Origin of the sequence: Mesorhizobium qingshengii (assembly GCF_027563465.1) — a bacterium.
Lineage (GTDB): Bacteria > Pseudomonadota > Alphaproteobacteria > Rhizobiales > Rhizobiaceae > Mesorhizobium > Mesorhizobium qingshengii_A.
In genome coordinates, this window is the sequence record NZ_JAPFQA010000001.1 from 766,722 (window position 1) to 787,554 (window position 20,833).

A 20,833-nucleotide genomic window follows, 5' to 3' on the forward strand; every position below is an offset into this window, starting at 1 on the left:
GATGGCAGCGGCAAAACGGCTTACCGCCGACGCGCTCGCCGAAGCGCTTGTGGAACGCACGGGCCACGCCTTTGCCGACCGCCAGCGCCTGCAGCGTGCATTGACCCACGCCAGTGCGCGCGGCGCCAATGCCGGCACCGACTATGAGCGCTTCGAGTTTCTTGGCGACCGGGTTCTTGGCCTGGTGGTCGCCGACATGCTGCTGGCCGCATTTCCGGATGCTGCGGAAGGTGAACTGTCGCTGCGGCTCAATGCGCTGGTCAACGCCGAGGCGCTCGCGGAAATCGCCGAGGGTATCGGCCTGCCGGATCTGATCCGCGCCGGATCGGACATGCGCGGGCTCGAGGGCCGCAAGCGTATCAATTTGCGCGCCGACGCATTGGAATCGCTGATCGCGGTGCTTTATCTCGATGGCGGGCTGGAGGCGGCGCGCGCTTTCATCCATAAATACTGGCAGCCGCGCTCGCTGGCTTCAGGCGCCGCGCGTCGCGATGCCAAGACCGAATTGCAGGAGTGGGCGCACCAGGCGGCAAGTGCTGTCCCCGCCTACAGCATCGACAGCCGGGAGGGGCCGGACCACGATCCGCTCTTCACGGTCAGCGTCAGGGTTGGTGCATTTCAGCCAGCGAGCAGCAGCGGTCGTTCAAAGCGCGAGGCCGAGCAGGCCGCCGCGGCGGCAATGCTTGTTCGCGAAGGCGTCTGGAACAACGCATCGGACGCGCGGCGCGTTAATGAAGGGAGCGCGGCATGACCGCCACCGAAGACACCTCCGCGGCACCAGAAGCCGCCGCCACGCACTCCGGCTTCGTCGCGCTCATCGGCGCGCCCAATGCGGGCAAATCGACTCTGGTCAACCAGCTTGTCGGCGCCAAGGTGTCGATCGTTACCCACAAGGTGCAAACGACGCGCGCCATCGTGCGCGGCATCGCCACGCATGACAATGCGCAGATCGTCTTTGTCGACACGCCTGGCATCTTCAAGCCCAAGCGGCGGCTTGATACGGCGATGGTGACCACCGCCTGGGGTGGCGCCAAGGACGCCGATATCGTGTTGCTGCTGATCGACGCGGAGCGTGGCATCAGGGGGGACGCGGACGCCATCCTCGAACGGCTGAAGGACGTACGCCAGCCGATGGCGTTGATCCTCAACAAGGTCGATCGGGTCAAGCACGAGACGCTTCTGGCCTTGTCGGCGGCAGCCAACGCAAAGGTGCCGTTCAAGCGCACCTTCATGGTCTCGGCCCTGACCGGTTCTGGCTGCAAGGACCTGCTCGACTATCTCGCCGAAGCCTTGCCGGCCGGCCCCTGGTATTATCCGGAGGATCAGATTTCCGACCTGCCGATGCGACAGCTCGCGGCCGAGATCACCCGCGAGAAGCTTTATCTGCGGTTGCATCAGGAATTGCCCTATTCCTCGCATATCGAGACCGAGAAATGGGAGGAGAAGCCGGACGGCTCGGTGCGCATCGACCAGACCATCTACGTCGAGCGCGACAGCCAGAAGAAGATCGTCCTCGGCCACAAGGGCGAGACCATCCGCGCCATTGGCCAGGCAGCGCGGATGGAGATAGCGGGCATTCTCGAACAGAAGGTGCACCTGTTCCTGTTCGTGAAGGTGCGCGAGAACTGGGGCGACGACCCCGAGCGCTACCGCGAGATGGGGCTCGAGTTCCCGCATTAAGGTCGAAATCGACACTGCGATTCTCACTGCTTTCATGCTGACATCGCAGTCAGGCCGATCGTCCAGTAGCCTTTGTCTGAAAACCACAAAGCCGGTCAGAACTCGACACGGAAGCGACGCCTGACACCTCGGCGCTGAGCAGCGTGTTGGCGATACCGACGAGCGGTAAGAACGCCCGGCCGGCGGTCGAGTTCGAGCGATCACCGCCGCCACGGCGGCGAAAAGGGCGCGAGACGTCGCGGGGCAATCGCCGCCAACCGTTGGCTGCTGTCACAATCAGGTACCCAACAGCGCTCCGGTGAGCTCTGAGCGCCTCGGCAAAGCCAACCGGGCTTGCAGGCGCCTCCGGGCGTTCCGTCGCGACGCCGGAGCGCGATTGGCGGGCGGAGGTCATCTGATGTCCGGTGGGCGAAAAAATCTCCAGGTAAATTTTGCCGAAAGGCGGATATTTCACGCATTTTCGTGTCTGTTTTGGCAATGTAATGCTAAAAGTAAATAATTAGCCGCCAAACTATCCGAATATATATTGAATATATGACGTTGTTCCAGTTGTGCCATTCGATGATGGCATAAGTGTTATTTGTGCAACACAGCATTAATCTGTTTATGGAATCGGATTTATTTCCAAAACCGTCATTGAAGGCGGAAGATCGATGGGTATGTTCGCCGCTGAAAAGGGCGAGCGGTGCGAGCCTTTTTCGTTGTGGGGGTGAGGCGGGAAAACATTGCCGCCAGCCACAAATCCGAAGCCAATTTAAAACTATGACTGGAGAGGTCAGAAAATGAACATCAAGAGCCTCCTTCTCGGCTCAGCCGCGGCACTGATCGCGGTGTCCGGCGCGCGCGCCGCGGACGCTGTCGTCGTCGCCGAACCGGAACCGGCCGAATACGTCAAGATCTGCGACGTCTACGGCGCCGGCTACTTCTACATCCCGGGCACCGAAACCTGCCTGCGCATCGGCGGCTATGTCCGTTATGACATCGGCGTCGGCGACGCCGGCTCGCTCGATGGTGTCAACCATGTCCCTGACCATCAGGACGGCGGCACGCATTCGACCTACTACAAGAACACCCGCTTCACGCTGAAGACCTGGACCGGTCAGGAAACCGAACTCGGTACCCTCAAGACCTACACCGAGACCCGCTTCAATTACGGCAACAGCAGCGGCGACTACCTCAATCAAGGCGACTCCAATTCCAGTAGGGATGACTGGCAGGGTCGTAACAAGTCTCTCTCGCTGCGTTTCGCCTGGATTCAGCTCGGCGGCCTGCGCGTCGGCAAGGACGATACGGCTTTCGATACGTTCATCGGTTATGCCGGCAACGTCATCCAGGATACGCTGGTTCCGTATGGCGGGCAGGAGAGCAACGTCGTTCAGTACTATTTCGACGCGGGCAACGGCCTCTCGGGACTGGTCTCTCTCGAAGAAGGCGCCGGCAAGGTCGGCACCATCGACAGCTATGTTCCGCATGTCGTCGGCGGTTTGAAGTACAAGGGCGACTGGGGTGCGATCACCGGCGTCGTCGCCTATGACAGCAACTATGAAGAAGTCGCCGGCAAGGTCCGTTTGGACGTGAATGTCAGCAAGGAATTTTCGCTGTTCATCATGGGCGGTTACGGTTCGGACAACAACCTCAACGATCCGACCAACGCCATCAATGCCAAAGGTCGCGGCTTCTACAAGCAGTGGGGCGGCAACTGGGCAGTCTGGGGCGGCGGTACCTACAAGTTCAACGCCAAGACTGCGTTCAATGCCCAGGTCTCTTATGACGACTGGAAGAACCTCGGCATCGCCGCCAACGTTGCCTACACCGTTGTGCCCGGCTTTACGGTCACGGCCGAAGTCGACTACCTCAATGCAGGCAAGTTCGGCGATGCCGACTTCAACAACTGGACCAAGGCCAACAAGAAGAGCAGCCTCGGCGGCATCCTCCGCTTCCAGCGCTCGTTCTAACGATCGACTGACCTTACCAGGCCGCCCGCAGCGATATGCTGCGGGCGGTTTTTTTGTGCACGGTCCCGGTGCCGGCCGGGCAGGCGTCGAAACCCATCCCTTGATTTCGCCATCCAACCGGTGAAAAGCTCTTAGGCATGGAATGGCGCGACGAGGGAATCATTCTCGGCACCCGCAAGCATGGCGAAACCAGCGCCATCCTCGAGGTGATGACGCGCGCGCATGGCCGCCATCTCGGCCTTGTCCGTGGCGGCCGCTCGCGCAAACAGCAGCCCGTTCTCCAGCCAGGCAATCGCGTCGACCTGTTGTGGCGGGCACGGCTTGACGAACATCTTGGCACGTTCCAGGCCGAGGCGATCGAGATGAACGCCGCCCGGCTGATGGATAGCGCCGTTGCCGTCTACGGGTTGCAGACCATGGCCCAGCATCTGCGCCTGTTGCCCGAGCGTGACGCCCATGGCGGTCTCTACGAGGCGCTCACCGTGATGATCGTCCATCTCGACGATGCCGACGCTGCCGGCGAACTGGTGGCGCGCTTCGAACTTCTGATCCTCGATGAACTCGGCTTCGGCCTCGATCTCAGCCGCTGTGCCGCCACCGGCACGCGGCAGGACCTTGCCTATGTCTCGCCGAAATCGGGCCGCGCGGTATCGCGCGAGGCCGGCGCGCCATGGCGTGACAAGATGCTGGCGCTGCCGGCCTTCCTGCAGCGCGGCTCTGGCCTGCGGCCGGATCCGGCGGCGGTGGAAGACGCCTTCCGGCTGACCGGCTTCTTCTTCACACGCCACGTCTATGAGCCACGCGGCATCGAGGAGCCCGACGCCCGCGCCGGCTTCCTTGCCGCGCTGCGCAAGCACCATGCGCGCGGCAGGGCCCTGGCCGAAGAGAACGTGGCCAGAGAAATCACCACATGAGCGAAGTCGAGCTTTATCCCGGCCGCGTTTCACCTCTCGGCCTTGGCACCATTCCCGCGTGGAAAGACGCCAATGCTGATCGATACTAGCGGCGCAATAGAGCGGAACCGTGAACTACTGCAGGCAAGCGCGTGGGCGATGGAGAACGTTGCACTTGGCAACGCGGCGATCAATATCCTTCGCGCATCCTGCGATTTGGACCTGAAATCAGATGACCACGTAACAGTGCTGAGGCTGGCAATTAGGCTGATAAACACGGCAGGCGCTGCCGGTGACGCGTTGATGAGTGGATACTATCAACCAACTGCGGCCCTGATCCGGGACCTTATCGAAGTTGGTTTTTTGATTGATCTGTTTCGCCGTGAGCCAAAAAAGGTTGCGGAGTGGCGCCTAGGAGATCGTAGCTTGCGTAAAAAGGGGTTTTCAGCCTTTGAGCTTCGCAAGGCTCTCAACCGTCTTGATGGTTCAACCGAAAACAAGCGGGATGAAGCTTACCAGTATTTCACCTCGCATGGCACGCATGTAGATCCTGATGCGATTGCCCTCACATCACCTAATCGAATGACATTCGTCGGGCCATTTCCCGACCGTGATCGGTTGGTAGGACTTAGTTTTGACCTTGCCAGATACCTTGCTGCCGCCACCGAATATTTCATTCACTGGCTCCTGCTGCAACAATCCGGTGCCGGGCCGAAAGTCGACATCGTTGCCGGTCACATCGACCGGTTTCGCGAGGCATGCAACGATATGGCTACTCGGCAGACGGATCCTCAAGCATAGCGGCTGGCTTTCGGCACCGAAACATGTTCGATCTTTCCGACCGCCAATCTGGCGGCAAGTGAGTTTTCTGGCCGTCTGGCCGCCGCATTTGAATGTCAGTGAGACTGAAACGTCAGTGAAAACTGGCCTGGTTTGGGGGAACCGCCATGTTTGAAAGCCTGATCGGCCTTGTCGCCATCATCGCGTTGTTCGTCATCATTTCGCGCCAGCAGAGCCGCATCGGCCTGATCGAGCGCGAGCTTGGCGCGCTGCGCAGCCTGGTCCTTTCCGGCGTCGTGCCGCCCGTGGCCAAGCCGTCTGAACAATCAGCGATTGACAGCAGGCCTGCCGACGCTGCCACGGCCATTGCGGCAGCAGCCGAAATCGCCTCGCCAGCGGTGAGCGAGCCGGTTACCGCGCAGGCGCCGGCTCTAGAAACGGAAGCTCCATTCGGCAAGGCCGTCCCCGGGCCGTGGACCGCGGGCGAGCCGAAGGCAGTCGAACCCGCCGCGCCCGCCGCGGCGGCGAAGGCGCCCGGCAAACCGGACATCGAAACCGCGCTTGGCACCCGCTGGGCGGTCTGGGTCGGCGGCATCGCGCTGGCGCTGGGGGGCCTGTTCCTGATTCGCTACACGATCGAAGCCGGCATTTTCGGCCCAGGCGTGCGGCTTGCCATGGCCGCGGTTCTCGGTCTGGTGCTGGTCGCCGGCGGCGAGTTCATTCGCCGCACCGGCTTCCAGGTGCCGGTGCAAGGTGCCGCCGGCGCCTATATTCCGGCGATCCTGACGGCGGCTGGCGCCTTCATCCTGTTCGGCACCGTCTATGCCGCGCATGGCATTTACGGCTTCATCGGCCCGGCGCTTGCCTTCACCCTGCTTGGCGCCATCGGCGTGGCGACGATCGCGGCTGCCCTTGTCCATGGCCAGGCGCTGGCCGGCATCGGCCTCATCGGCGCCATGGTGACACCGATGCTGGTCGCCTCGCAGGCGCCCAATCCCTGGGCGCTGTTCGGCTATCTCTCGATCGTGCTTGTCGCCACCGGCGTCATCGCCCGCATGCGCGACTGGAAATTGCTGATGGCGGCGGCCTTTGTCGGCACCGGTATCTGGACCATCCTCTACATGACGGATGCGCCGGGCGCGAACCTCTCCGCCATCCTGTTCATCGACGCTGTCACGCTGGCCGTGCTCGCTCTTGTCTGGCTCAGCCGCCGTGACGACGAAACCGGACCCACCAGGGTCTTCGACTGGCCGTCCATCGCGCCTGGTCTGTTCGTCGCATTCTCGGCGCTGGGCCTGTCGGTCGATCCGGCCTTCGCCGCTGCCGGCGATGCCTTGCCGGGCGCCGTGATCCTCGCCGCAATGGTGGCTGTCGCGCTCTATCGCCCACTGGCGCTGCCGCTGCTTTTCGCGGCCGGGCTGGTGACGGTGCTGATCTATCTCGGCATCATCCCGCCAACGTCCGTGTCATCGGATTTTTCCAGCGGCGCTCTGGGTGTCGACGGCCAGCCGGTGGTGGTGTCCGATGCCTTGACGTTGCGCATCGGCGTTGCGCTTGGCCTGATTTTCATAGGGTCCGGCTTCTGGGCCGCGCGCCGCCTCGCTGCCTCCGCACCGATCCGCGCAGCCTCATGGGGGGCTTGGGGCGTCATCGTGCCACTGGTCATTCTGCTCGCGCTCTGGTTCACCTTTGGCAACCTCGACCGCGATCTTGTGTACGGAGCGGTCGCCGCACTGCTGGTCGTGACTTTTGCCGCCGGTGGCGAATGGATCGCGCGCCGTGAAGAACCGCCCCTCAAGGGCGGCGCGGCGGTGTCGTTTGCCTTGGGCGGCGCGGCGATAGCCGGTCTCTTGATGCTGCACATGGTTTTCGATTCCGGCTGGACTACCATCCTGCTGGGTGCCGCGGCCGTCGTGCCGGCTCTGGCCACGCGCTGGCGCTCCTATCCGGTACTCGGCTGGATTTCGCTCGGTGCGGTGATCGCGGTGCTTGGCCGCGTCGCCTTCGACCCGACCATCGTCGGCGCCGAATTCCTCTCCAGGACACCGGTCTTCAACTGGCTGCTGCCGGGCTACGGCATACCGGCGCTCGCCTTCGGCTTCGCCGCCTGGCAACTCGCCCGCACCACAAATGGCCGGCCGCGCCTCGCCATGGAAGCGGCGGCGGCGCTGTTTGCGCTGCTCACCCTTGCGATGCTGGTGCGTCACGCCATGCATGGCGGCGTCATCGACACGGGGGCTACGACGCTCGCCGAACAGGCGATCTATACGCTGATCGCCATCGGCGCCGGCGCTATCCTGGTCGCCATCGATCTGCGCTCGCCAAGCTCGGTGCTGCGCTATGGCTCGATGGCGGCGGGGGTGGTCTCGGTCGCCTTCATCGTCATCCAGCACTTCCTGGTGTTGAACCCGCTGTTCACCGACGAATCGACCGGCGGCATCCCGGTGTTCAACCTTTTGTTCCTTGCCTATCTCTTGCCGGCCATCGCCGCCGGCGGGCTGGCGCTCTATACCAGGGACAAGAGGCCGAGATGGTATGCGGCGATGCTGGCCGTGGTGGCGGCCGTGCTTGCCCTGGCCTATGCCACGCTGTCGGTCCGGCGGCTGTTCAAGGGCGAGTTCATCGGCCTGTGGAGCGGCCTCGGCCAGTTGGAGACCTACACCTATTCGGCGCTTTGGCTCGTCATCGGCGTGGCGCTGCTCACCGCCGGCGTCTGGTTGAGGTCGCAGGTGCTGCGCATCGCCTCGGCCGCGCTCATTTCGATCGCCGTGCTGAAAGTGTTCATCTTCGACATGTCGGAATTGGAAGGCGTGCTGAGGGCGCTGTCCTTCATCGGTCTCGGCGCGGTGCTGATCGGCATCGGCCTGTTTTATCAGCGGCTGCTGACACGGGCGGCGAAGGAGAACGGATAAAGGCAAGCAAGAACAATAAAATTTCGCTCCGGCCGGGAATAAATCGGCCAACGGGCTCGTTATCTGATTGCTTGGGTGACCGGAGCGGCAGACCGCTTCGCGCTGGCCGCTTGCGCCGCGCCGAGAAGGCGCGTTCAATTGGCTTAACAAAGGCGACCTCAGAACCAGCGGTCATGGACGAAAAGAAGGCAGCGATCCTTGGCGAAATACCGCGTCTGCGCCGCTATGCGCGCTCGCTTTTGCGCGACCGCGATTCTGCCGACGACCTCGTCCAGGATTGCCTCGAACGGGCGCTTGTACGGCTCGACAACTGGCAGACAGGAGAAAGCCCCAGGAGGTGGCTGTTTACGATCATGCATCATTTGTTCATCGACCAAATGCGAAAGGTGAACCGTCGCGGTGAAGCGGCGATGCTGCCGCTGGAGGCTGGCGAGGCAGTTGCCCAGCCGGCCGAGCAGATGGAGAGCGTCGCGTCGCGCGAGATCATCGACGCATTGCAGGCGATCAGCCCCGACCGCCGCGCGGCTCTCGTCATGGTCGCCATCGAAGGTTTTTCCTACGCCGAAGCCGCCAACATTCTCGGCGTGCCCGCTGGCACGCTGATGTCGCGCATTGCGCGCGGGCGTGAGGAACTGCGCGGGCTGCTGGACGACACGGCACGCCGCCGCGCAATAAGGATCGTCGAGAAATGATCCGTCGCGACTTTTCCGAACGTGACATCCACATGGCGCTCGACGGCGAGCTGCCAGCCGATGAGCGCACCGCTTACGATGCCTGGCTCGACGCCAATCCCGAAATGAAGGCCAGGAGCACGCGCTTCACCGCCGACCGGGTGGCATTGCAGGCCGCCTTCGCCGGCGTGCTGGACGAGACCGTCCCAGTGCGGTTGCGCAAGGTCGTGCTTGGCGAGACGCCGGTCAAGGCTGCGGCGCCAAGCTCGCGCTGGTGGCTTTCTGCCGCCGCGGCCGTGCTGCTGGTCGCCGGTGGACTGGGTGGTTACCTTGCCGGCATCGACGGCCTTGGGCAGGAGGATCCGGCCGAAGATCGACTCGCCGAACAGGCAATCGCGGCCCATGTCATCTATGCCGCCGAACAGAGGCATGCGGTGGAAGTTCCGGCCAGTGACAAGGATCATCTGCAGACCTGGCTGTCCAACCGGGTAGGGCTGAAGCTGGTGGCGCCGGATCTGACCGCCGATGGCTTCCAACTGGTCGGCGGCCGGTTGTTGCCGGCCGGCGAGAGCAAGGCCGCGATGCTGCTCTACGAGGACGGCAAAGGCCAGCGCATATCGCTTTTCGTGACCACGGAATCGGCCGAGAATACCAAGGGCACCTACATGGCGGCGCAGGATGGACCCGAGGCCGTGTATTGGCTGGACAAGGGCTATGGCTGCGCCGTCGTCGGTTCCTTGCCGCGCGAGCGGCTGGCCGAGGTGGCCAAGAACGCCTACAGCCAACTTGTGAGCGGACTGGCAAGCTGAACGGCATACTTTTCCGGCTGTCGGCAATCCGTAAGTGGGGTCTGGTTCAGGGGCCTTTGCACTGTCGGCCCCAGTGCCGGATTTGTCACAATTCGGCCCTAATCGAGGTGCGATAGCGCTTGATGAATGCCATCGCATCGACCTGAAAATCGGAATCGGTTTTCGGAAAACGTGATGCGAAGATTCAAGGTGCTGGATCGGACTTCGTGCGTCCAAGTCGACGCCGGTTTTCCCGACGCCTTGGCTGGCGTCAAGGACGTGTTCGAGTAGGGCCATTTCCACCACCAATCGAGGTTTTCTTAAACCGCATGCCTGCCGAGATCCGCACGGCCCGCGCGTCTGACGTCGATGATCTCGCCGCCATAGAGAAAGCTGTTTTCTCGAGCGATCGCATTTCCCGCCGCTCCTTCCGCCTTTTCATCGAGCGCGAGACCGCCGAGACGCTGGTCGCCGAAATCGATGGCCGCGTCGCCGGCTATGCGATCGTGCTGTTTCGCAAGGGCAGTGGGGTGGCGCGGCTCTATTCGATCGCCACCGGCCCTTTCTTTGGCGGGCTCGGTGTCGGCCGCCAGTTACTCGGGTCCGCGGAAGACGCCGCCTTCGAACATGGCCGCATGATGTTGCGTCTCGAAGTGCGCGAGGACAACAGCCGTGCCATCCGCATCTACGAGCAGGGCGGCTACCGCAAGATCGGCCGTGAACCCGGCTATTACGAGGACGGCCAGACGGCGCTTCGCTATGAAAAGACCTTGCGCGGCGATGTTCCGATCGCCACCAGGGTGCCATTCTACCAGCAGACCTGCGAATTCACCTGCGGCCCATGCTGCCTGATGATGGCAATGGCCAATTTCGACCGCGGCTTCGTGCCGGATCCGGTCATGGAAATCCGCCTGTGGCGCGAGGCAACGACCGTGTTCATGATGTCGGGACCTGGTGGTTGCGAGCCGTTCGGCCTCGCCGTTGCTGGCCACGAAAGCGGGCTTTCCGCGGAAATCCATGTTTCCTTCTACGGCGCGCTGTTCCTGCAATCGGTGCGCAGCGAGGACAAGCGCCGGGTGATGGAACTGGCCCAGGTCGACTTTCGCCGCCGCGCGGAACTTTACGGCATCCCGGTGAATTACCGTCCCTTCACCATCGATGACATCCGCACCGCGATCGCGGAAGGAAAATTGGTGCTGGTGCTGATCAGTGGTTTTCTGATGTTCGGCAAGAAGGTGCCGCACTGGGTGCTGGCCATCGGCGACGATGGCGACCATATCCTGATCCACGATCCCTGGGTCGAGGACGAGAGGCAAGAAACCATCCTTGATGCTGCCAACATTCCGGTGCCCTACGGCATCTTCATGAACATGGCGCAGTTCGGCCGCGACGGGCTGCGTGCAGCCATAACTCTGGGGAAGCGCGACAGACAATGACCTGGGTCATCCTTACCGGCCGGCAAAGCGATCTCGACCAGGTGGCGACACCGCACAAGATCATCACCAACCGTGACTATCTCGCGCATCCGTCGCTGTTTCGCGGCCAGCGGCCGAAGGTCATCAACCTGTCGAACAATTACGCCTACCAGAGCCGCGGCTACTATGCCTCGCTGCTGGCGGGCTCGCGCGGCCACAAGGTCATCCCGACCGTCGAGACGATGATCGACCTGTCGGAACGCAAGCTCTACGAGCATGCATTGCCGGAACTGGAACTGGCGCTCAACAAGTGCCGCAAGGATCTCGGTGGCGCCTTTCCGCAAAAAGTCTGCATCTTCTTCGGCATCGGCCCGTCCAAGGTCTGGGATCGTTTCGCCAAGCTGTTGTTCGACTGGTTCCGGGCGCCGGCGCTCGAAGTCCACATCAAGGACAGCGCTGAATGGGCCTCGATCCGCAAGATCGGCTTCCACCCGCTGGCGCGGATGACCGAGGACGAAGAAAAAAGCTTCATCCAGTGCCTGGAGACCTACACCAATCGCGAGTGGCGGGACACCAAGGGCCGCACGCCGGCGCGCTACACCTTCGCCACGCTGGTCGATCCGCACGAGGAACTGCCGCCGTCGGAGATCTCGTCACTGCGCTACTGGGCCAAGATCGCCGAAAAGATGGGGGTCGAGATCGAGCCCATCACCAAGCGAGACCTCGCCAAGCTCGCCAATTACGACGCGCTGTTCATCCGCGAGACCACCTCGATCTCCAACCACACCTATCGCTTCGCCCGCCGCGCCCAGCAGGAAGGCATGCCGGTCATCGACGACCCGCTGTCGATGATCCGCTGCACCAACAAGGTCTATCTCAACGAGTTGATGGCCTACAACAAGGTGCCGGTACCACCCACGGTGATGATCGCCGGGGCCTCGGACCTCGAACTTGCGGCGCAGACGCTCGGCTTTCCACTGGTGTTGAAGATACCGGATTCGTCATTCTCGCGCGGTGTCAAGAAATGCGCCAACTTCGAGGAACTCAAGACACTCGCCACCGAATGGCTGGAGGATTCCGACCTTCTGATCGCGCAGAAATTCATTCCGACCGAATATGACTGGCGCGTCGGCGTGCTCGGCGGCCAGCCATTGTTTGCCGTCCACTATCTGATGGCCAAGAAGCACTGGCAAATCGTCAACCACAAGGCCAACGGCAAGCCCGACCAGGGCGGCATCAAGACCTTCACGCTGAAGGAAACGCCGGCGCATGTCGTCGAGACCGCGGTCAAGGCGGCGCGCTGCATCGGCGATGGGCTCTACGGCGTCGACCTCAAGGAGACCAAGGACGGCGTCTTCGTCATCGAGGTCAACGACAATCCGAACCTCGACCATGGCTGGGAGGATTCCGGCGAAAAGGACGAGGTCTGGGTGCGGCTGACGCAGTGGTTCCTGGAGCGGCTGGACCGGCCGGGGCGGTGATGGTTTCAACCGAGGGGGAAACATGCAGTTCATCGTCATCGAGGATTTCACCGGCTGCGATCGCAAGGATATCTATCGCCGCTTTCGCGATCGGGGCCGCCTGAAGCCGGATGAGCTTGTCGTGCACCACAGCTGGATCGCGGCGGACATGAGCCGCTGCTTCCTCCTAGTGGAGGCCGATGACGTCACGCTGCTGCAGCGCTGGGTCATCGAATGGGCGGATCTGGTGGAGTTCGAGATCGTTCCGGTGGCGACGAGCAAGGACATGGTGGGGGCACTGAGCGGGCACCTCTGAGCATTGCCGCCTGCCGGGTCAACGGAGCGCCGGCGAGCCCACTGCGCGCCGGCATTCGTTGATCAGCCACTCACGGAAGGCCGCAACGACGTCGCGCCTCGCGCTCCGCTCCGGGATCGTCAGGCAATAGGGCTGGCGCAACGCAATCGCCATGGCGGCGGGCCGGACCAGCCTGCCGTCCTCCACCGCCTCGGCACAGTAGACACCTTGCGCCAGCGCCACGCCCAGCCCCGAAATGGCAAGGTCGAGCGCCGCCCGCGATGAGTTGGCCGAGAGGCCGCGCTGCGCTGCCCGGCCAGGTTGGACACCGGCCGCCTCGAACCAGTTGCGCCAGGAGGGAAACGAAGCGCCGGTTGGTCCCCAGTCGGTGTGGATCAGCGGCAGGCCGGCGAGCGGACCGCTGTCCGTCTTGATCCCGTTGGCAAGCCTGGGCGCGCAGACGGGATAGACGGCATCACGAACAATGTCCTCGGTCGGGTGTTCGCGATAATGCGGGCCGTAGGAGAGCCTGATGTCGATCAACTCACGGTCGAACGATACAGGATCGTCATCACCTCTGAGCGATATGTCGACGGCGCCATGGCCTGCGACGAAGCCGGTGAGACGCCGGGAAAGCCAGCCCATGGCCATCGATGGCGGCACCGACACGACAAGGCGCGGGCGGAATGCATCGCCGCCCAGTTCGCGTGAGACGCTGCCAATCTCCTGGAAGGCCATGGTCAGCCTGGGCTGCATCTCGACGCCGGCCTCGGTGAGGACGACCCTGCGATTCACCCGATGAAACAGCTTGCGGCCGATCTGCTCCTCGACGGTGCGGATAAGCTGGCTGACGGCGGCGGCCGAGACCGATAGCTCTTCCGCCGCCGCGGCAAAACTGCCTGTCCGTGCCGCGGCCTCGAAGGCCTGAAGTCCTTTCAGGGATGGAAGTGCGACCATGATTGCCAGATAGATAAGCTCAGCTTATCCAAATTGCAGAAATCGTCGTTTTTGGAAAGTTTTTTCATCGGCTACGGTGGGCACTTCGTCAAATCGCCAGCCCGGATCGAAGCCAATGGACCATCGCGACATAATCGCGTCATTGACCCCCGAAGAGCGCAATCGCCTGACCGCCAAGTCCGACGTTGCCGGTCTCGTTCAGCTCGGCGCTCATTGGGGGGCGATCGTGATCATTGGATCGCTGATCGCCGCGAAGGTGCCGTTCTGGCCGTTGCTGATGCTGCCGCAAGGCATCCTGATCGTGTTCCTGTTCACGCTGCTGCACGAGACGGTTCATCGCACGGCCTTTGAGACGCAATGGCTGAATGATGCAGTGGCGCGGGTGTGCAGCCTGGCGATCGCGTTGCCGGCGGACTGGTTCCGCTACTTCCATTTCGCCCACCATCGATACACCCAGGACCCACGGAACGACCCGGAGCTGGCCTTCCCCAAACCGGAAACCCTGCGGCAGTATCTGATCCATGTATCAGGCATCCCGTTGTGGTGGGGACACCTGAAGACGCTTTATGCCAATGCGATGGATCGAGGCCGGCAGAGCTACGTTCCGCCAAAAGGCCACGCCAAGGTGCGCGTCGAGGCGCGCGCCATGATTGTCTTCTACGCGGCCGTCATTTTGCTCGCCGTGTATTTCCGGCTCACCGTGCTTCTCTGGGTCTGGATCGTGCCGGCCTTGCTCGGGCAGCCGTTTCTGCGGCTCTATCTGCTCGCCGAGCACGGCCGTTGTCCCTTCGTCGCCAACATGTTGGAGAACACGAGGACCACGCTGACGAACTGGTTTGTGCGCAAGCTGGCGTGGAACATGCCATTCCATGCCGAGCATCATGCCTATCCCGGCGTTCCGTTTCATCAACTGCCGGAATTTCATGCGCAGATAGAGCGCCACCTGAAGGTCGTCGAACCGGGCTATGTGAGCTTCCACGAAAAGTACATAGAGACGTTGCGCTGATGCTGCGCAGTCGGCAAACCGGTCGCGCCCAGTTGAGGAAGCGACCGGTTTGAGCGGCTAGACCTGCGCGATTCCGCCGTCGACGAACAGCTCGGCACCGGTGACAAAGCTGGAATCGTCCGAGGCCAGGAATACTGCCGCCTTGCCGATCTCATCGGGATCGCCGAGCCGGCCCATCGGCACCTGGGTAGCAAGGAAGTCAAGCAAGCCCTTCTGGTTCTCAGCCTCGGGTCCTGCAAGCTCGGCGAGGCCCGTTGTACGGGTCGGACCAGGACTGAGGATGTTGACGCGGATTTGCCGTTCCTTCAGGTCGAGTATCCAGCTGCGGGCAAAGTTGCGCAGCGCCGCTTTGGACGCGCCGTAAACGCTGAACGCCGCCGTGCCGGTCGAGCCGGCTGTCGAACCGGTCAGGATCACCGAGGCACCATCGGTTAGCAGCGCGAGTGCCTTCTGCACCGTGAACAGCACGGCTTTGACGTTGCGGCCGAATGTTTCATCATAGTGCTGTTCGCTGATCTGCCCGAGCGGCAGCATCGAACCGCCGCCGGCATTGACCGAGAGCACATCGATGCGGCCGCGTTGCGCTTTCACCTGGGCAAAGAGCCGGTCGAGATCGGCAGAACTGGTCGAATCCGCCTGGACTCCGGTGGCGTTCTTCCCGATCGCCGCGACGGCCTTGTCGATCTCGGCCTGACGCCGTCCTGTGATGTAGACATGCGCGCCTTCGGCAGCGAAGCGCTTGGCGATGCCAAGGCCGATGCCGCTGCTGCCGCCGGTAACCAGGGCGATCCTTCGAGTTTCCGTGTCATTCTTGTCACTCCTGTTGTGGGTGGCAAAGACATATGGACAGGCGGATACTTTCGAAATAGCAATACTTGAAAACAATCATTGCAGAATTGGTGATGGCAAAAGTTCCGGATTTCGAAGGTTTGGCCATGTTCGCCAAAGTGGCGGAGGAGCGGTCCTTTGCCGCTGCCGCACGTGTGCTCGGCCTGTCGGTGGCGACGGTATCGCGTGGTGTCAGTCGACTGGAGGAGCGACTTGGTGCGCGACTTTTCAACCGCACGTCGCGGCGACTGGCTCTTACCGATTTTGGTCAGCGGCTCGCCGAACGTGCGTCCCGTCTCTACCGCGACGCTGAAGATGCCGAGAGTGCCGCTCGCGAACTGTCGGCCAGTCCGCGCGGCCTTGTACGTCTGGCCATGCCGATGTCGTTTGGGCTGCGGTGGGTGGCGCCGCTGCTTCCTGATTTCTTCAAGCTCTATCCGGACGTGTCGATCGATCTGCATCTGAGTGATGCGGTCGTCGATCTTATCGGTGAGGGGTTCGACGCAGCACTGCGGATTGCCGTGTTGCCGGATTCCTCGCTGGTTGCCCGGCGCCTGTGCGGCATCGCCCCGTTCATCGTTGCCGCACCGTCCTATCTCGCCAGGCATGGCCGTCCAGGCACGCCACGCGACCTCGACGCGCATCACTGCCTTGGCTACGCCTATCGTCCGCGACAGGACGTCTGGCATTTCAGCAATGTCGCCGGCGATGAAGAAGTTGTCACGCCGTCAGGGCCATTGCGAGTGACCAACTCAGACGCCCTGGTTCCGACCGTACTGGCGGGATTGGCGATTGCCGAGCTGCCGGAATTCATTGCCAGCGAATACCTTGCCGATGGGCGCATGGAAGTGATCCTGACCGACTGGACTTTGCCCAGAGGCGCGCTGTATTTCGTAACGCCGTCGGCCCGCGCGCGCCCGGCGAAGGTCGAAGCCGTCGCCGGTTTCATGGCTGCGCACCTGTCGAGACCGAGCTGGCAACTGATCCCTCAATAGGAGGCGGGGAAGGGGCAATGGAAGCTCGACGACGTGCTCTCGAACGGCTCGGCGGGCGGAGCGATACACCCCATGGGCCTATGGTCAGCCGGTCTGGCTGTGCAGCGCACGCGATTTCAAAAGACGCTGAATGTCCGATGCCTTTGAGGGCACGCCGATCAGATAGCCCTGCGCCTCGACACAGCCATTGCCGCGCAGGATGTCGAGCTGCGCCTCGGTCTCGACGCCCTCGGCGGTGACAGTGATGCCGAGTTCGGCACCCAGCCCGATGATGGTGCGAACGATCGCGGCCGTGTCGTGATTGCCCAGGTCATGAATGAACGAACGGTCGATCTTGATCTTGTCGACGGGAAAACGCCTGAGATATCCAAGCGAGGAATAGCCGGTGCCGAAATCATCCAGCGCGATGCGGATGCCGAGCTCGCGCAGCTGACGCAGCGTCTTCAGCACGGTCTCGCTCTCGTCCATCAGCACGGTTTCGGTGATCTCCAGTTCCAACTGGCCGGCCGGCACGCCGGAGAAGGCCAGCGCCGAGATGACGCTGCGGGCGAAACCGGCGCTTCTGAGCTGCACGGCGGAGACATTGACCGCGATGCGCACGCCGGCAGGCCAGCTTGCCGCCGCCGCGCAGGCCTTCCTCAGGGCCCATTCGCCAAGCGGCACGATCAGTCCGGTTTCCTCGGCGACCGGAATGAACTCGTCCGGCACCACCGTGCCGCGCGCTGGCGAATGCCAGCGCATCAGGGCCTCCGCGCCGATGATCTCGCCGGATTCTATGTTCATGAGGGGCTGGAAATCGAGATCGAATTCCTGGCGCGGCAGCGCTGTCTCGAGGTCGATCTCAAGCGCCCGGCGGGCCTGCACCATGGCGTCCATTCCGGGCTCGAAGAAGCGATACAGGTTGCGCCCTTCGCTCTTCGCTCGGTAGAGCGCCGTATCGGCGTTCTTCAGCAGCGTATCGGCGTCTCTGCCGTCGTCAGGGAAAACGGCGATGCCCAGGCTGATGCCGACATGCATGTCCCGGTTCTTGTCGCGAAACGGTTTTGCGATTGCCTCGACGATGCGTTTCGCCAGTTTTTCAGCATGGGCGATGCCCTTGAAATTGAACTGGATGGTGACGAATTCGTCGCCGCCGAAACGGGCGACGATGTCTGTTTCATTGTGTAGGCAACGCTGCAGCCTCTCGGCCACGCTTTTCAACAGCCAGTCGCCGGCCGGGTGTCCCCAGGTGTCGTTGACGGCCTTGAAGCGGTCGAGATCGAGCGAGAAGATCGCCAGCGGCATGGCCGCCGCGTCCTCCAGCGCCCGGTCGAGCCGTTCGCGAAACATCGAGCGGTTGGGCAGCCCGGTCAGCGTATCGTGATGCGCAAGGTGGGTCATGCGCTCTTCGGTGCGGCGGCGTTCGGTGACATCGTCGAAGGTCGTCACCCAACCGCCACCGCTCATCGGCCGGCGTGCGACCAGAACCGTCCTGCCGTCGGTAAGATGCCGATACGTCGAATGCATTTTTGCCGCCACCAGGCAGGCCTCGGTTTTGGCGACTTCGCTGTCGACGTCGATCTTCGTATAGATGCCGAGTTCCAGCAGTCGTTCGAGCGCGTCGCGGTGCGTCGTGCCGAGCGGGAAGTCCGTCGCGGTGACGTTGTAGAGTTCCAGAAAACGCCCATTGCGCACGATCAGCCTGCCGTCGGCGTCGTACATCAGCAGCCCTTGCGACATGTTGGCGAGCGCCGCGTCGAAGCGGCGGTGCTGTTCCTTGAGATCCTGTTGGGCGCGTCGCTGCTCGGTGATGTCCTCGTAGATCGAGACCCAGCCGCCCGACGCCAGTGGCCGATGCGAGATGTTGATGATGCGACCATCGGACAGCGTCTCCTCGTAGGTCGAGGGTCTGGCCTGGTCGATATAGGGCTTGCGGATGGCGTAGAGTTCATCGGCGCTTTGCGAGGCAATCCCGATGTCGACGCTGTGCCGCAGGATGTCGAGGAACCGGATGCCGGGTCGCATCACGCTGGCGTCGAGACAGAAGATGTTGAGGTAGTTGCGGTTGCAGATGATCATCCGCTCGTCGGCGTCGAACATGCACAGCCCATGCGACATGTTCTCGACCGCGGCCGAAAAACGTTCGTTCTGTTCGCGCAGTTCGTCTTCCATGCGGCGCGAGCGCTCCATGCCTCCGGCCACCCGCTCCGGGACAACCGAACCATCCTTGGCATCAACGACGGGCATGAAGCGCGCCTGCGGTCCGTGATTGAACGGGACACTGTGGCCGCCGGCGGTTAATTTAGCGTTGTTTTACACGGCGGGATTCACGGTAACCGCAGGGGTGCTCATCTCGGCGGTCCTTGCATCGTCACAAGGCTTGGAGTCGCGAAATTCGGTAGACCGCCGCCGGTGGGACGTTCAACATCGTGCGCCCTATGTGCGTTGCGCTGAGGTGTAATCCCTCAAGGATCGGTTGGGCGACTGGGCATCGTGGACCATAGGTGAATTGGTAGAACGACCCGCCGGACTGCAGGTGGGCGAAAGCCCCGTCGAGGATCGCTATCACCTTCTGGTCGGGCATGCTTCAGTAGTGGCAAGCCACTGATGACCGCCCCGACTGCTGCGTCGTTGCGGAATTCGACATCACCCACGCGGGTGGCATCCATCCGAAGCACCCGCGTCCGAGGAAAACGGGTTTCCAGGTGCTGCGCGAAGGTCGCGCCGTATTCAACCAAGGTGAGATCTTCCGGTCTCACGCCGCGCTCAAGCAGTTTTGCCGTGAAGACGCCGGTGCCGGGCCCGAGCTCAATCACCTGTCCTGTCCTGGAAGTGATGTCCTGCGTGATTATTTTGGCAAGCGCGTTGCCGGACGGGGCGATGGCTGCCACGCGCAGCGGTGCGGCCATCCAGGACCGAAAGAACATCCAGAAATCGTTCTGCATTGGGCCTCCTCGGAAAAAGCGTGTGGTTGTTGAATGCCGTTGAACAGCAATTCAGCGCTGGACGAAGCGGGCATCGAAGGGACGACGGCCAATCGGGAATTGGGTAGCGCTTGGGGCTGTGCGGCACAGTAACGGAACACGCCAATGCAGTTGCGGCAAACGCCAATGGCGCCTTGCCATCCAAGAACGCGTCCGAAAGCACATGGCGGATTGGCCCGCTGCGGGCTAGCGCAGGAAGCTGTCTGAGCCCACCGGTTTCAAGTTGTCGAAGTTGAGTTCACGCCAGCGGTTGGGCGTCGTACCCTCCCACTCCCGGAAAGCACGATAGAAGGAACTCGCGTCCTGGTAGCCGAGCAGGCAGGCTACCTCATCAATGTCTGCCGATGGATCCGACAGCAGTTGACGGCCGAGTTCCTGCCGTGCACCGACAAGGAGTTCGCGGAAACTCTTCCCTTCCTCGGTGATACGCCGCTGGAGTGTGCGTTCGCTCATGCCAAGATCGCGAGCGATGTCGGACAGCTCCGGCCTTCCGCTCGCCAGGCTTCTCTTCAGAACGACCTTCACCTGCTCGGAGATCGAGCTTTGTGCCTGAAGCTCACCGAGCGCGGCCGCTAGTGCCGGCGTAAGAATTTCGAGAAGCTCGGGATTGTGGCCGGGAAAGGGACGATCGAGGTCGGCTGACCGCAGGACCAGCAGGTCGCGCGGGGCGCCGTAGCGGACCGGGCATCCAAAATAATCTCGATGTACGTCGCTCGTCGGATCGGGACGCGTGAATTCGACACGGCGAGGAGTAAGATGCTGTCCCGTTCCCCGCCTGCCGAGCTCGACGAGAAAGGCAAAGGCGACATCGATGGCAACGGCCGGTGCCGGCTCGGTAGCGTAAAGCCACTCGGAGGTGATCGTGCATTCCCCGTTCTCGTCGGCGACATGCAGTTCCTCGGGTGTGCAGAGCCGCTTGAAACGCGCGATCCGGGCGATGCCGTCGCGGTAGTTCCGCGCGTGGAAGGCTGCCAGCGTCGAGGGCGGATGGATCGCGGTGTCAGCGGCTTCGACAAGCTTTATGCCCAGAGCCGGTTCTGCGGATAGGTCTTCCAGAGCCTTCCAGAGCGCGAAATATTGTGCGGTCGTGACAAAGGCCTGTTCGTTGAGGTGAAGGGTCACGGAAAGCCGGGCCTGCCGCAACACGGCGGACGCAGGCAGGCTGAGACGTTCCACGGCGCGCCAGAACGCGCGCGGCACCTTGCATTTGTCGCCCGGAACTCCGCTCATTCCCG

General features: G+C 62.5%; 19 protein-coding genes. 13 read left to right on the plus strand and 6 right to left on the minus strand.

The genetic code is table 11. The features are described 5' to 3' along the window. Position 1 precedes the first annotated feature (1 nt). Both rnc and era read left to right on the plus strand, forming a co-directional pair. Positions 2–751: a ribonuclease III gene (rnc, locus tag OOJ09_RS03530; protein WP_269903849.1), complete on the plus strand. Its 750-nt coding sequence runs from the start codon at positions 2–4 to the stop codon at positions 749–751. Continuing rightward, positions 748–1,680, plus strand: a complete 933-nt coding sequence (era, locus tag OOJ09_RS03535; protein WP_269903850.1) for a GTPase Era — start codon at positions 748–750, stop codon at positions 1,678–1,680. Before rnc ends, era begins: the two co-directional genes overlap by 4 nt. Positions 1,681–1,729: 49 nt before the next feature. On the opposite strand, the gene OOJ09_RS03540 is transcribed toward era, so the two are convergent. Continuing rightward, the gene (locus OOJ09_RS03540; RefSeq protein WP_269903851.1) at positions 1,730–2,134 is read right to left on the minus strand and encodes a hypothetical protein; all 405 of its coding nucleotides are present in this window, start codon (positions 2,132–2,134) and stop codon (positions 1,730–1,732) included. 328 nt (positions 2,135–2,462) lie between these two features. On the opposite strand from OOJ09_RS03540, the gene OOJ09_RS03545 reads away from it, so the two are divergent. From OOJ09_RS03545 to OOJ09_RS03585, 9 genes are all read left to right on the plus strand, one after another. Further along, positions 2,463–3,635 carry a porin gene (locus OOJ09_RS03545; RefSeq protein WP_269903852.1) on the plus strand — a complete coding sequence of 391 codons (1,173 nt, stop codon included), beginning with the start codon at positions 2,463–2,465 and terminating at the stop codon, positions 3,633–3,635. A 137-nt stretch (positions 3,636–3,772) separates the two neighbouring features. After that, positions 3,773–4,549, plus strand: a complete 777-nt coding sequence (gene recO, locus OOJ09_RS03550; RefSeq protein WP_269903853.1) for a DNA repair protein RecO — start codon at positions 3,773–3,775, stop codon at positions 4,547–4,549. Between the two features lie 72 nt (positions 4,550–4,621). Further along, positions 4,622–5,329, plus strand: coding sequence for a hypothetical protein (locus OOJ09_RS03555; RefSeq protein WP_269903854.1), 708 nt, complete (start codon positions 4,622–4,624; stop codon positions 5,327–5,329). Between the two features lie 146 nt (positions 5,330–5,475). Then, entirely contained in the window at positions 5,476–8,220 is a 2,745-nt protein-coding gene (locus OOJ09_RS03560) for a DUF2339 domain-containing protein (RefSeq protein ID WP_269903855.1), read from the plus strand. 173 nt (positions 8,221–8,393) lie between these two features. Beyond that, positions 8,394–8,912 (plus strand): RNA polymerase sigma factor, encoded by a 519-nt coding sequence (locus OOJ09_RS03565; RefSeq protein ID WP_269903856.1) that lies wholly within the window; start codon positions 8,394–8,396, stop codon positions 8,910–8,912. Next, entirely contained in the window at positions 8,909–9,700 is a 792-nt protein-coding gene (locus OOJ09_RS03570; RefSeq protein ID WP_269903857.1) for an anti-sigma factor family protein, read from the plus strand. Before OOJ09_RS03565 ends, OOJ09_RS03570 begins: the two co-directional genes overlap by 4 nt. A 308-nt stretch (positions 9,701–10,008) precedes the next feature. Continuing rightward, positions 10,009–11,115: a peptidase C39 family protein gene (locus OOJ09_RS03575; protein WP_269903858.1), complete on the plus strand. Its 1,107-nt coding sequence runs from the start codon at positions 10,009–10,011 to the stop codon at positions 11,113–11,115. Next, complete coding sequence (locus tag OOJ09_RS03580; RefSeq protein WP_269903859.1) at positions 11,112–12,575, plus strand: RimK family protein; 1,464 nt, start codon at positions 11,112–11,114, stop codon at positions 12,573–12,575. Before OOJ09_RS03575 ends, OOJ09_RS03580 begins: the two co-directional genes overlap by 4 nt. 22 nt (positions 12,576–12,597) lie before the next feature. Next, on the plus strand, positions 12,598–12,870 hold the full coding sequence (locus OOJ09_RS03585) for a DUF3303 domain-containing protein (RefSeq protein ID WP_269903860.1): 273 nt from the start codon (positions 12,598–12,600) through the stop codon (positions 12,868–12,870). Positions 12,871–12,888: 18 nt separating this feature from the next. Here the strand turns inward: OOJ09_RS03585 and OOJ09_RS03590 are convergent, their stop codons facing one another. Further along, positions 12,889–13,806, minus strand: a complete 918-nt coding sequence (locus OOJ09_RS03590) for a LysR substrate-binding domain-containing protein (protein WP_269903861.1) — start codon at positions 13,804–13,806, stop codon at positions 12,889–12,891. Between the two features lie 115 nt (positions 13,807–13,921). On the opposite strand from OOJ09_RS03590, the gene OOJ09_RS03595 reads away from it, so the two are divergent. Beyond that, positions 13,922–14,812 (plus strand): fatty acid desaturase family protein, encoded by an 891-nt coding sequence (locus tag OOJ09_RS03595; RefSeq protein ID WP_269903862.1) that lies wholly within the window; start codon positions 13,922–13,924, stop codon positions 14,810–14,812. A 57-nt stretch (positions 14,813–14,869) separates the two neighbouring features. Here OOJ09_RS03595 and OOJ09_RS03600 read toward each other — a convergent pair whose 3' ends face one another. Beyond that, the gene (locus OOJ09_RS03600; protein WP_420107492.1) at positions 14,870–15,595 is read right to left on the minus strand and encodes an SDR family NAD(P)-dependent oxidoreductase; all 726 of its coding nucleotides are present in this window, start codon (positions 15,593–15,595) and stop codon (positions 14,870–14,872) included. Positions 15,596–15,714: 119 nt separating this feature from the next. Between OOJ09_RS03600 and OOJ09_RS03605 the strand changes: the two genes are divergently transcribed. Continuing rightward, on the plus strand, positions 15,715–16,635 hold the full coding sequence (locus tag OOJ09_RS03605; RefSeq protein ID WP_269903863.1) for a LysR family transcriptional regulator: 921 nt from the start codon (positions 15,715–15,717) through the stop codon (positions 16,633–16,635). A gap of 84 nt (positions 16,636–16,719) precedes the next feature. On the opposite strand, the gene OOJ09_RS03610 is transcribed toward OOJ09_RS03605, so the two are convergent. From OOJ09_RS03610 to OOJ09_RS03620, 3 genes are all read right to left on the minus strand, one after another. Then, positions 16,720–18,861, minus strand: coding sequence for a putative bifunctional diguanylate cyclase/phosphodiesterase (locus OOJ09_RS03610; protein ID WP_269903864.1), 2,142 nt, complete (start codon positions 18,859–18,861; stop codon positions 16,720–16,722). Between the two features lie 218 nt (positions 18,862–19,079). Then, on the minus strand, positions 19,080–19,559 hold the full coding sequence (locus OOJ09_RS03615) for a class I SAM-dependent methyltransferase (RefSeq protein ID WP_333474458.1): 480 nt from the start codon (positions 19,557–19,559) through the stop codon (positions 19,080–19,082). 225 nt (positions 19,560–19,784) lie between these two features. Next, positions 19,785–20,828 carry an AraC family transcriptional regulator gene (locus OOJ09_RS03620; protein ID WP_269903865.1) on the minus strand — a complete coding sequence of 348 codons (1,044 nt, stop codon included), beginning with the start codon at positions 20,826–20,828 and terminating at the stop codon, positions 19,785–19,787. Positions 20,829–20,833: the final 5 nt, after the last annotated feature.